Genomic DNA, 11,325 nt, shown 5'->3' on the forward strand with positions numbered 1-11,325 from the left:
CGTCGAGCATGTCGGGATTGGTGAGCGGGCTGTGGGACCTCACCGGCGGCTGGCGCATCGAGTCGCTGCCCACGGCGGAAGGGCCGGGCGCCCGATCGAACGCCCCCGCGGCTCGACCACGCCGGTGCGCTCGCGGCGGACACTCCTAAGCGCCGAACAACCGCGATCTCGTGAGTGCGGAGCGGATTCGTTGGAGTCCCGGCCAGGGTGTCGGGGGCGTGGTCAGTGGGGAAAGGCGCGAGGGATGCGGGCGGTGGGGAGGTTGTCGCGGTAGGACTGGATGCGGGTGATGACCTGGCGGCGGCCGATGGTGGGTTCGATGATGTCCAGGTAGAGGCAGCGGGCGGCCAGTTGGTCCAGGTCGACGGTGAAGTAGATGGCCATGAGGGGGTTGACGAACAGGTCGCCGTGGCGGGTTCGGGTGGTGAAGCGGACGTCGCCGAACGCGCCGCTGGTGGCGGCGGCGATCTGGCCCTGGACGATGCTCGGGCGGTCGGAGGTGTCGGCCTGGGCGTGGGCTACCGCGGCGCGGTAGAGGACCGCCTCCCGGCTGGAGTTGGGGATGGACAGGGCGCCCAGGTAGCCGCCTGTGCGGTCGAGGGCGGCCAGGTTCTCCAGGACCTCGACGTGGTTGACGCCGTCGTGGGCGTCGATGCCGAAGCCCAGGCTGGTGACGAGCTTCACCGGGACGTCCAGCCTGGTCACGGCGGCCAGGCTGGTGATGTCTTCCACCGGGGTGCCCAGGTCGCTTTCGTCGCCGCGCAGGAGGATGTCGGTCCCGCCGTCCACCAGTACCACCGCGTCGATGTGCAGCGCTTCGATCAGGTGCCGGTAAGCCTCCCGGAGGGGCTGGACGCCCTGGGGCGGGAAGGCGTGCACGGTCGGGGGGAGGTGCTGGGTGGCCAGCCAGCGGGCGAGGGTGCGCTCCGGGAAGTACCAGTCGGGGCTGCCGGACTCCGGACCCACCGCGGCGACGCCATCCGTGAGCCAGGCGTCGCGGTCGAGGAGTTCGAGCTGGGAGAACGACAGGCTGGCCAGGTGTACCTCCTTCCCGCCGGGCCAGAGCGCGAGGGCGAGGGGCAGCCCGGCGTACACGTCGAAGCCGCCGCCCGCCCCGGCGATGAGCACGCTGCGCGCGGGGGCGAGGGCGGCGAACAACGGCGGCACGGCAAGCGACGGCCCGGGATCGATCACCGCCCAATTCTGCCGCGGGCCGGGCTACCAGCAGGGGTCTCGGGAGGGGACGCGGTCCTGATCGGGCAGGCGGATGGCCGTCGACTGCGGTGGGTGGGCGTATTCGCGGTCCGTGACCGGGGCGCCCCACTCGGTGCCGGGGCCGTCCGGGTCGGTTTCGCTCGTGGAGACCAGGGCCACGAAGGTGGTCGGGGCGGCACCGTGCCAGTGCCATTCGCCCGGGGCGACAACGATGGTGTCGCCCGCCTTCACCTCGTGGACGGGGCCGCCGCGGCGCTGGACGCGGCCCGTGCCGTGCAGGACGTGCAGGACGCGGCCGTACGGGTAGCGGTGCCAGGCGGTGCGGGCGCCGGGGTTGAACTGGGCGTGGAACGTCGACAGGCGCGACGGCTCCAGTGTGGTGACGTCGCGGCCTATCCACGCCACGCCGGAGTAGCGCTGCTGCGGGGCCGGGCGGCTCGTGGCGGATGCTCGGATCACTTCCATGACGATGCGCTATCCCTTCTGGTACTCGCTCCAGGGCAGATCCCACGCCGTCCACCCGTCGCCGGGGTCGAGGGACACCTCGGTACCGTGCGTGGTGACCGGATCGCCGACGAGGACCTGGTCGTAGATCCACCGGGCGTTGTCGGTGGAGACGTTCGTGCAGCCGTGGGAGACGTTGCGCCGGCCCTGATCGGCGACGGACCAGGGGGCGGCGTGGATGTACTGGCCGCCCCAGGTGAGGCGCATCGCGTACTGGACCGTCGTCGTGTACTCCGGGGTGCGGAAGACGGCCGACGGCTCGCGGGACATGATGACCGTCGTGCCGCTCGACGTCGGCGTCGACGGCTTGCCGAGGCTGACGGGCATCGCGCGGACGAGGGCGTCGTTCGAGTACACCCGCAGCGTCTTCGTGCCGTTGTCGATGTCGATGGTCAGCTTGCGGCCGATCGTGACAGTCGCGGCGAAGTCGTCGTCCGCGTGACCGGTGCCGATGGGGACGCCGTTCAGGGCCTTGCGCGCGGTGATCTTCGTCCCGGGTTGCCAGTAGTGCTCGGGGCGGTACATCACCTGGCGCGCGCCGAACCAGTGCCAGGCGCCCGGCTGCGGCGGGTCGCTCGTGACGAACAGGCGGTGCTCGATCGCGGCGCGCGACGCCTGCGGGACGTCGGAGCCGAACTCGACGACGACAGGCATGCCCACGCCGTACGTGGCGCCGTTGGTGAGCAGGAGGTCGGAGCCGACCACCGGGCCGGTCGGCTTCTCGGCGGTGGTGAACGTGGTTTCCCGGGTGAGCGGCGGGCTGCCGGCGCCGGCGGCTGTCACCTTCGCCGTGTAGGTGGTGTTGTACCGCAGTGCGGTGGCCGGAATCCAGGACGAGCCGTCCGCGCGGGGTGCACCGGCGACCGTGTTGCCGGATGCGTCGACGAGCGTGACGGCGGTGATCCGGCCGTTGGCGACGGTGGTGCCGATCTCGGCGCTGACCGGCACCGCCGCGGCTCCGGCGGCGGGCGTCAGGCTCAGCGCCACCGGCTTCGGCGGCGGTGGTCCGGTCACGACGGCGGCCCGTGTCGGCGGTGAGCCGTGACAGGCCGTGAGCCCGGAGGCGACCAGGACCAGTGCCGCGGCAGTGTTTCGTGTGCGCATGCGGGCATCCTCGGGCCCGGGCGGGCGAGGGCGCGGCGGCAACCGGAGTGAGATCCCGGGTCTACATGGTGGCGTCGGCGATCTGGGTGGCCAGGGACTCCCACTTGGCGTACGCGTCGGGGAACGCCGAGCGCTGCACCATCTGCGCCGCCACCGTCACCGCGTAGTCGCCCCAGCCGGGGATGCCGGTCAGCGCCGAGTAGAACCGGCGGGCCGACTCGTGCGGGTCCATGAGCTGATCGACGCTGCCCCAGTTGGGGCGCTGCTGGAACAGGCCCACGGAGTCGTAGTCGTAGCCGACGCCCTGGTTGGGGCGGACCAGCGACTCCGGCAGGTTCGGGTTGGCCAGGTTGCGCAGGTGGCTCTCCTGCAGGGCGGTGGCGAGCGCGACGACAGCGGCCCGCTTCGGCAGCCGCTCGCGCTTGGCCACCTCGACGATCGCCAGCGCGTTGTCCATCTCCGACCGGGTGAGCCCGCCCACCGGCTCGGTCGAGACAGCGGTCGGGGCGGGGGCCGGAGACGGCGGTGCGGTACGGGTCTCGCCGCGCGAGGCGGGGGCCTCGGTCGAGCGTTCGGCGACGACGACCGGCTGGGACCGCACCGGCGGCGGCCCGGGGGCGGTGAGCGAGGCGGCCAGTGTGAAGGTCGCGACCGCAAGCAGTGCGACGGCCGCGGCGCCGCGCCGGGCGGCCGGGCGGTGCGGGGCCGGGGCCGCGTGGGCGAAGCGCCGCGGCCGCAGGTGACGGGGACCGCTGATGAGCATCCGGCGAGACTAGGTTTGTGCTGGTCCGCGGGTGATTTCGGGGATGGGAAACGGCGCCCGGGCACACCGCCCGGTAGCCGTTTCACCCGGGGGTGAGAGGGCCTCTGAGCGGCCTGTTTAGCGTCGGCTTCCATGTCGTACCTCTACCGATCGCGCCACACGCAGCGCCTGCTGAAGTCGCCGCGGCTCCCGGTCGCGGCGGCCTCGGCGGTCCTGGCGCTCGCGGCCGGCCTCGGCGCGACCGCGCTCGGCCATGACACGCCCCCGGCGGCCGCCGTCGCCGCCGCCCCGGAGACGCCGGCCCCCCGGGAGACGAAGACCGCGGCCAGCCGGGACAAGCGCCCCGAGCCCACGCAGGCGCCCGTCCCCGCCCAGCAGGACCTGCCGTACCAGTTCGCGTGGCAGGAGAACTTCTACTTCTGCGGGCCGGCGGCCACGCGGATCGCGCTGAGCGCCCGGGGGCTCACGCCGTCGCAGTCGCAGGTGGCGCAGGCCCTCGGCACGACCGTCAACGGGACGAACTCGTCGGCGGACACGGTGCGGGCGCTGAACGAGTACACCCAGAGCGGCTTCTACACCGCGCACTTCATTCGCGGGCAGGCCGCGTCGGAGGGCGACGTCGCCGAGCTCAAGCAGGCGGTCGTGCGCGCGGTCGGCCACGGGTATGCGGTGGTGGCCAACATCGCCGGGTCCACAGTGGACGACGGTGGGCACGGGCACGCGTATCCGGGCGGGCACTACCTGACGATCGTGGGGTACCGCGACGGCGGCGACACGGTGAAGATCGCGGACCCGGCCGACGCGCTGGGTGTCGGCTCCTACACGCTGAGCGTCAAGAAGATGGCCGACTGGATCGCCCTACGTGGCTATGCGGCGTGACGGCGGCGGGAAGGCCAGCACCGGCTGACCGCGCAGCGCGGCCGCCATCGTCTGGGCCACCGCCGAGTTGACGGCGCCGGAGATGCCGGCTCCGACGCGGTCGTTCGGGCTGTCGGTGTTGACGGCGATCCCGGCCGCGGCGATCTGCGGGGTGAAGCCGGCGAACGTCTCGGTGGCGTTGTTCTCGGAGCTGCCGGTCTTCCCCGCGACCGGGCGGCCGGCCAGGATCGCCGACACGTTCTCCGCGGTGCCGCCGTCACACCGGCCGGCCGCGGATGCCCGGCCGACCGGGCAGCGGGCCGCGTCGGTCGCCGCGGCGGCCACGTCCGGGTCGACCACCTGCCGGCAGCGCGGGTCGCCGGCGTCGAGGCGGCGGCCGTCGGGGTCGGTGATGGACAGCACGGGCAGCGGCTCGCAGTAGACGCCGCCGGCCGCCACCGCCGCGTAGGCGTTCGCGAGGTCGAGCGGCGTGGTCGAGGCCACGCCGAGCGTGAACGAGCCCCACTGGTCGGCCCGCCCGGCCATCGCCGCGTCGGCGGCGCCGCGGAACGTGATGCCCAGCCGCTGCGCCATCTCCACCACGCGCCGGGCGCCGACCTGCTGCTCCAGCCACACGAAGTAGGTGTTCACGGAGCGGCCGAACGCGTTCCACATCGTGCGGTCGCCGTCCATCCACGACGGGTTGTCGTTGCCGGGGCACCACCGGCCGCCGCAGGTGCCCGGGCCGCTCGCCGGCCAGATGCTGGCCAGCCGGCTGGGAGCCTTGAACCGGGTGCTCAGCGGCATCCCGGCGTCCAGCGCGGCAAGCATCGTGAACATCTTGAACGTCGAGCCGGCCTGGTATCCGGCCACCCCCGCCCCACCCGCGACGAGCTGGTTCACGGTGTTGTCCCGGCCCGGCTCGAGGCTGTAGTGGCGGTTGACGGCCAGCGCCTGCACCCGGCCGCTGCCCGGCGCGACCACGGCGATCGGCAGCGAGCGGGCATTGCCGTAGCCGTAGACGCCGAGCGACTGCGCGAGCGCGGCCGCCTGCACGCCCGGGTCGAGCGCGGTGACGATCCGGAACCCGCCGGTACGCAGCAGCTCGTCGCGCTCGGCCGGCGTGGCGCCGAACTCGGGCCGGCCGTTCCACCACTGGCGGAAGTAGTCGCAGAAGAAGCCCCAGTCGTTGTGCTCCGGCGCGACCGACGTGCAGTCGTTCGGGGGCCGCTGCTCGGCCAGCCGCAGGTCCGCCGCGGCCGCCGCGGCCGCCTCCGGCGCGGTGATGGCCCTGGTGCGGGCCATCGCGTCGAGCGTGTACGCGCGGCGCTCCAGCGCGGCGGTGCGGTCGCCGCTTATCGGGTTGTCGGCGTCCGGCGACTGCAGCAGGCCCGCCAGCAGGGCCGCCTCGGGCAGTGTCAGTGCGGCCGGAGACTTGCCGAAGTACGTCTGGGCGGCGGCCGCGATGCCGTACGCGCCGGCGCCGAAGTAGGCGATGTTGAGGTACCGCTGCAGGATTTCGTTCTTGCCAAGCTTCTTCTCGATGGCCTGCGCGTAACGCATCTCGCGCACCTTGCGCACGGGGGTGTCGGCGAGGGCGTCCAGGTGCTGCTGCGGCGTCAGGCCCGGGTCGTTCTTCAGGACGTTGCGCACGTACTGCATCGTCAGCGTCGACGCCCCCTGCTGCGCGCCGCCGCGGCTGTTGGAGACGAACGCGCGCGCGACCCCGCGGATGTCGACGCCGTGGTGCTCGTAGAAGCGGGTGTCCTCGGCCGCGACGACGGCCTGGCGCAGGACCGGGGCGACCTGGTCGAGCGGCACGTCCTGCCGGTTCTCGTCGTAGAACGCGGTGATGAGCGTCCGGCCGTCGTTGGCGTAGACGTACGAGATCTGGGCCGGCCGCGGGGTCGCCAGGTCGGTCGGCAGCGACTCCCACGTGTCGCCGCCGGCCCGGGCCGATCCACCGGCGACGATGGCGACGGGCAGGGCCGCGGCGGCGACCACCGTGCCGCCGAGCACGCCGCACAGCAGCAGCCGCGCAACCTTCAGGAGCATGGCGGGCGGCTACCCGTCGCCCCGGCGGGCGACACCTCACCCGCCGGGGCAAGAAAGGGATGGGCGGCGCCCCTGTGCGCTCTACCGGCCCGCCGATGCTGGTCGGCTGAACGGCATGTGCGGCTTCCTCATGTACACCGGCAACGACATCATCAGCGCGGAGACCCTCGGTGCCATGGAGCGGCGGCTCGGGCTGATCGAGCACCGTGGCCCCGACGACATGGCCCTCGAACGGATAGGCCCCGGCACCGCGGCCGGGTTTCGCCGCCTGGCCGTCATCGACCGGGAGGGCAGCCGCCAGCCGCTGCGATACATGGACCGCTGGACGCTCGTCTTCAACGGCGAGATCTACAACTACCGCAGCCTGCGCGAGGAGCTCATCGCCCAGGGCTTGACCTTCACCACCGACGGCGACGCCGAAGTGGTGGCCGCCGCCTTCCACGCCTGGGGTGAGTCCGCACTCGACCGGCTGCGCGGCATGTTCGCGTTCGCGCTGTGGGACTCGGTGGCGGAAACGGTGTACGCGGCCCGTGACCCGTTCGGCATCAAGCCCCTGTACTACCTCGTCACCCGCGACGGCGTGTGGCTGTCCAGCGAGAAGGCCCCGCTGCTCGACGAGGCCGCGCCCGACCTGGACCCCACCGCGCTCTCGCTGTACCTCACGATGCAGTACGTCCCCGAGCCGTACACCCTGCACCGCGACATCGCCCGCCTCCCCGCCGGCGCCCTGCTGACCAAGGAGGCCGGCCGGGCGCCGTTCGTTCGCCGCTACGCCCGCCCGACGTTTCGCCCCGATCCCGCGGCCGACGAGAAGGCCGTGGTCGCCGACCTGCGCGCGGCCCTGCGCGACAGCGTCCGCGCCCACCTGCAGGCCGACGTGCCGGTGGGTGCGTTCCTGTCCAGCGGCGTCGACTCGACGGCGATCGTGGCGCTGGCCGCCGCCGAGGTCAGCCCGATCCGGGCGTTCACGGCGGCCTTCGACGGCGACCCCGCCGGTGAGCTCGAGATCGCCGAGCGCTCGGCCCGCGAGCTCGGCGTGTCCCTGACCCCGTCGATCGTCCGCCCGGAGCAGGTCATGGCCGCCCTGCCCCGGATCGTCTGGCACCTCGGCGACCCGGTGGCCGACCCGTCGATCGTCCCGCTGTACTTCCTCTGCCGCACCGCCGCCGAGCACGTCACAGTGGTCCTCTCGGGCGAGGGCGCCGACGAACTGGCCGGCGGCTACACCATCTACCGCGAGCCGCGGTCGCTCTCGTTGGTCTCGTCCCGCGGCCCGGCGATCCAGCGGGCACTGCGCCGCGTGGCCCGGGCCATGCCGGAGGGCCTGCGCGGCAAGAGCTTCCTGGAGCGCGCGACGACACCCCTGCGGCAACGGTACTTCGGCAACGCCCGCGTCCTGGCGGAGTCCGACCGCACCAGGCTCCTGCGCGGCGCCCCCGCCGTCGGCCACGCGCACCTGACGGCCGCCCTCTACGCCGAGGTCCCCGACCTCGACCCGGTCACGACGATGCAGCACATCGACGTGAACACCTGGCTGCCCGGCGACATCCTCACCAAGGCCGACCGCATGTCGATGGCCCACTCCCTGGAGCTGCGCGTCCCGTACCTGGACCGCCGGGTCTTCGCGGTCCTCTCGACGCTCCCGCCGCACCTGAAGGTCCCGCGCCGCGGCCGGACCACGAAGTACGCCCTGCGCCAGGCCGTCGACGGCCTCGTACCGCCGTTCGTGAAGGACCGCCCGAAGCTCGGCTTCCCCACCCCGGCCCGCTCCTGGCTGCGCACCGACCTGGCGGAGTGGGCCCACCACATCCTGTCCACGTCCGGCGCGAAGACGCTACTGGACCTCGACTACGCCCACGGCCTGCTGCGCGCCCACGAGCGCGGCGAGGCCGACCACGCCCGCAAACTCTGGATCGTGCTGACCTTCTGCATCTGGCACAGCATCTTCGTGGAGGGCGTCGCGCCGTTCGACGGGTCGGTGCGGTCGCTGCACGGCTGAGGCCGGCCGGGCGCGGCGGCGCTCAGGCCTTGCGGGGTTTCGGGGTATGGCGCCGATAGTCGCTCACCGTCGGGTCCCCCGTGATCCAGAACCGCCATGGCACGTCGAGCGCGCCAGTCACCCCGACGCGGGGCCCGGTCGAGACGTCGGCGACGGGCGACGGTGGTGGGGTCAGATGGGAGTCCAGCAGATACGTGCCGTAGAAGTCGCGGTTGATGTCCAGCGCCGAGCACAGCCGCGCCGGCCCCCGGGCCAGCTCCGCGTCGGTGCGGGCCGCCGGCCGCCGGGATCGGGCGACCTCGAGACCCGAGACGACCGACCCGGCCCGCAGCAGGACCGCCGAGGCGGTGCCCTCCACGCCCGTGACGACATTCATGCAGTAGTGCATGCCGTAGGTGAAGTACACGTACGCGTAACCGGCCGGCCCGAACATGATCGTGTTGCGGGGCGTGCGGCCGCGGTGGGCGTGGGAGGCGGGGTCCTCGCCGGTGCCGGAGTAGGCCTCCACCTCGGTGATGCGCAGGGTCACCGCGTTCACCGCCAGGTGGCAGCCCAGCAGGGAGCGCGCCGCCTGGTCGACGGGGCCGGTCAGGCGGTCGAGGAGGCTCATGACGTGATCAGGCCGATGCGGTGCACCAGGTCCTCCACGGTGCGCTCGATCGGTGGCAGGGGGAAGCCGGGCAGGAACTGGCGGATGGTGACCGCGCCGTGCATCGACGTCCAGAGGGTCGTCGCGTCGGCCACCGGGTCGGTGCTCGCCGAGCGGCCCGCGGCCACGCACTCGCGCAGGCCCTCGACCAGGACCATGAACCCCTGGAGGTTCTGCTGCCACACGTCGGGGAGCTGGGACATGTCGGCCGGATACTCGAGCTGGCGGCGGGTGGTGCGCTGGCGGCCGAACAGGAGGCGGTACTGCGCCGGGTCCTCCATGCCGAAGGCGCAGTAGGCCCGGCAGCCGGCCACCAGGCGCTGCACCGGGTCGGTGGCGACCTCGGCCGCCGCGACGACCCGGGCGCGGAGGCGCTCGAAGGCCAGGGCCAGGACCGCGTCGATGATGGCGTCGCGGTCGGCGAAGTGGGTGTAGATCGACGGGGCCGAGATGCCGGCCTCGCGAGCCACGGAGCGCAGGGTCAGGGCCTCCTCGTTGCCCTCGCGCTCCAGGATGCGCTCGGCGGCGGTCACGATCTCGTCGCGCAGCAGGGCGCCCTCGCCACGGCGGTTGCGGGTCCGGCCGGTGGCCGAACCCGCAGATTCCGACTTCATCGTCCCATCATGCCGTCTGCAGCTCGGGCCGGCGCACAGCGGGGACTTCGGCGACCGTGAGCCGCGGCCGGACGAGGAGCACTGTCACCGCCATCACCAGGGCGAGGCCGGCGGCGATCAGCGAGCCCCGGGACATGGCGTCGGTGAATGCCTGGTCGGCCACCGCGATCACGTGCTGCGCCTGTGCCGCCGGGAGAGTGGCGGCGAAGCCGTGGGCGGTCGGCAGGTCGGTCCCGGCCGGGCCGAGGTCGGTGCCGACCGCCGAGCGGTAGGCGGAGGAGACCACGGTGCCGAGGACCGCGATGCCCAGGACGCCGCCGAGCTCGCGGATCACGCTGTTGAGGGCGCTGGCCATCGAGGCGAACCGGGCCGGGACGGAGCCGCTGATCTGCAGGCTGGCCGGGGCCATCATCATGCCCATGCCGAGGCCGATGATCCCGGTGCCGATCGCGACCTGCCAAAACTCGGTGTGCACGCCGGTCGCGGCCAGGACCAGCAGGCCCGCGGTGGCCAGGAACAGCCCCAGCGCGAGGGTGCCGCGGGTGCCGAGGCGGCGGCTGATCAGCGGCGAGGTCGCCGACGTGGTGGCCATCGCGACGGCGAAGGGCATCGCCCCGAGGCCGGCCACGAGGGGGCTGTAGCCATGGACCAGCTGGAGGTACTGCGAAAGCTCGAACAACGTCCCGAAGAGCACGAAGAACACCACGGCCAGGGACAGCGCGGCGACCGCGAAGGTGCGGTTGGCGAACAGATCCAGCCGGACCAGCGGGGCGGCGCTGCGGCGCTGCCACCAGACGAACGCGGCGACGAGCACGAGCGCCAGGCCGAACTCGCCGAGCGTCACGGTGTCGGCCCAGCCGCGGGCCGGGGCCTGGATCACGGCGTCGACGAGCGCGGCCACAGCGGCGGTGGACAGCAGCGCGCCCAGCAGGTCCAGGCGGCCGCCGCGGACCGCGGGCACCGGCGGGACCAGGGCGAGCACGGCGGCGATGGCGAAGGCGACGAGCGGCACGTTGATCCAGAAGGCGCTGCTCCAGGCAAAGTGCTCGAGGAGGGCGCCGCCGGTGACGGGGCCGACGAGCACGCCGATGCCGGCCGCGGCCGACCAGGCACCGAACGCCTTGGGCCGCTCGTGCGCCGGGAAGATGCGGACGATTATCGCGAGGGTGGCCGGCATGACGAACGCGGCGCCCAGGCCCATCACCGCGCGCCAGGCGATGAGCTGGCCGGGCGAGCCGGACAGGGCGGCGATCGCCGAGCCGCCGCCGAAGACGGCCAGGCCGCCGAGCAGCGCGGTGCGGGAGCCGAGGCGGGCGCCGAGGGTCCCGGCCAGGATGAGCGCCGAGGCGAAGACGAGCGTGTACGCGTCGGTGATCCACTGCAGGTCGGAGGTGCTCGCCTTCAGGGCGTGCGCCAGCGACGGCAGCGCGGTGTTCAGCACGGAGTTGTCGAGGGTGACGGCGACGAGCGTCAGGCTGAGCACCGCGAGAGCGGCCCAGCGACGAGGGTGGGCCGGAGGATCGACCACTGATGAGGACATGCCGGGGCTCCCTTACGGACGTTT

General features: G+C 73.2%; 10 protein-coding genes. 2 read left to right on the forward strand and 8 right to left on the reverse strand.

Features of this window, described 5'->3' with window-relative positions:
- Positions 1-222: 222 nt before the first annotated feature.
- The 4 genes from Dvina_RS41765 to Dvina_RS41780 all read right to left on the reverse strand — a co-directional run bounded on the left by Dvina_RS41765 (position 223) and on the right by Dvina_RS41780 (position 3,586).
- On the reverse strand, positions 223-1,194 hold the full coding sequence (locus Dvina_RS41765) for a DUF1152 domain-containing protein (RefSeq protein ID WP_246655659.1): 972 nt from the start codon (positions 1,192-1,194) through the stop codon (positions 223-225).
- A gap of 24 nt (positions 1,195-1,218) precedes the next feature.
- Positions 1,219-1,674, reverse strand: coding sequence for a cupin domain-containing protein (locus tag Dvina_RS41770; protein ID WP_223095817.1), 456 nt, complete (start codon positions 1,672-1,674; stop codon positions 1,219-1,221).
- Between the two features lie 15 nt (positions 1,675-1,689).
- Complete coding sequence (locus Dvina_RS41775; RefSeq protein WP_223095819.1) at positions 1,690-2,823, reverse strand: L,D-transpeptidase; 1,134 nt, start codon at positions 2,821-2,823, stop codon at positions 1,690-1,692.
- A gap of 61 nt (positions 2,824-2,884) precedes the next feature.
- Positions 2,885-3,586 (reverse strand): hypothetical protein, encoded by a 702-nt coding sequence (locus Dvina_RS41780; protein WP_223095821.1) that lies wholly within the window; start codon positions 3,584-3,586, stop codon positions 2,885-2,887.
- Positions 3,587-3,718: 132 nt separating this feature from the next.
- Here Dvina_RS41780 and Dvina_RS41785 point away from each other — a divergent pair, with 132 nt between their 5' ends.
- Complete coding sequence (locus Dvina_RS41785; RefSeq protein WP_223095823.1) at positions 3,719-4,465, forward strand: C39 family peptidase; 747 nt, start codon at positions 3,719-3,721, stop codon at positions 4,463-4,465.
- Here the strand turns inward: Dvina_RS41785 and Dvina_RS41790 are convergent.
- Entirely contained in the window at positions 4,445-6,499 is a 2,055-nt protein-coding gene (locus Dvina_RS41790) for a transglycosylase domain-containing protein (protein ID WP_223095825.1), read from the reverse strand. The two genes, Dvina_RS41785 and Dvina_RS41790, sit on opposite strands and share 21 nt — an antisense overlap.
- Before the next feature lie 115 nt (positions 6,500-6,614).
- Between Dvina_RS41790 and asnB the strand changes: the two genes are divergently transcribed.
- Positions 6,615-8,498 (forward strand): asparagine synthase (glutamine-hydrolyzing), encoded by a 1,884-nt coding sequence (gene asnB / locus Dvina_RS41795; RefSeq protein ID WP_223095827.1) that lies wholly within the window; start codon positions 6,615-6,617, stop codon positions 8,496-8,498.
- 22 nt (positions 8,499-8,520) lie between these two features.
- Here the strand turns inward: asnB and Dvina_RS41800 are convergent, their stop codons facing one another.
- Genes Dvina_RS41800 through Dvina_RS41810 form a run of 3 tightly spaced genes read right to left on the reverse strand, consistent with a single transcriptional unit; the run spans position 8,521 to position 11,301 of the window.
- Complete coding sequence (locus Dvina_RS41800; RefSeq protein ID WP_223095829.1) at positions 8,521-9,108, reverse strand: DNA-3-methyladenine glycosylase; 588 nt, start codon at positions 9,106-9,108, stop codon at positions 8,521-8,523.
- The gene (locus Dvina_RS41805; RefSeq protein WP_223095831.1) at positions 9,105-9,761 is read right to left on the reverse strand and encodes a TetR/AcrR family transcriptional regulator; all 657 of its coding nucleotides are present in this window, start codon (positions 9,759-9,761) and stop codon (positions 9,105-9,107) included. Before Dvina_RS41805 ends, Dvina_RS41800 begins: the two co-directional genes overlap by 4 nt.
- Before the next feature lie 7 nt (positions 9,762-9,768).
- On the reverse strand, positions 9,769-11,301 hold the full coding sequence (locus Dvina_RS41810) for an MFS transporter (RefSeq protein ID WP_223095833.1): 1,533 nt from the start codon (positions 11,299-11,301) through the stop codon (positions 9,769-9,771).
- Positions 11,302-11,325 lie beyond the last annotated feature (24 nt).

It is taken from the genome of Dactylosporangium vinaceum (assembly GCF_019904175.1).
Lineage (GTDB): Bacteria > Actinomycetota > Actinomycetes > Mycobacteriales > Micromonosporaceae > Dactylosporangium > Dactylosporangium vinaceum.

Excerpts from the sequence above, each read along its gene's own strand:
- Dvina_RS41775 (WP_223095819.1), bottom strand. The coding sequence starts at position 2,823 with ATGCGCACACGAAACACTGCCGCGGCACTGGTCCTGGTCGCCTCCGGG.
- Dvina_RS41780 (WP_223095821.1), bottom strand. The coding sequence starts at position 3,586 with ATGCTCATCAGCGGTCCCCGTCACCTGCGGCCGCGGCGCTTCGCCCAC.
- Dvina_RS41785 (WP_223095823.1), top strand. The coding sequence starts at position 3,719 with ATGTCGTACCTCTACCGATCGCGCCACACGCAGCGCCTGCTGAAGTCG.
- Dvina_RS41790 (WP_223095825.1), bottom strand. The coding sequence starts at position 6,499 with ATGCTCCTGAAGGTTGCGCGGCTGCTGCTGTGCGGCGTGCTCGGCGGC.
- asnB (WP_223095827.1), top strand. The coding sequence starts at position 6,615 with ATGTGCGGCTTCCTCATGTACACCGGCAACGACATCATCAGCGCGGAG.
- Dvina_RS41800 (WP_223095829.1), bottom strand. The coding sequence starts at position 9,108 with ATGAGCCTCCTCGACCGCCTGACCGGCCCCGTCGACCAGGCGGCGCGC.
- Dvina_RS41805 (WP_223095831.1), bottom strand. The coding sequence starts at position 9,761 with ATGAAGTCGGAATCTGCGGGTTCGGCCACCGGCCGGACCCGCAACCGC.
- Dvina_RS41810 (WP_223095833.1), bottom strand. The coding sequence starts at position 11,301 with ATGTCCTCATCAGTGGTCGATCCTCCGGCCCACCCTCGTCGCTGGGCC.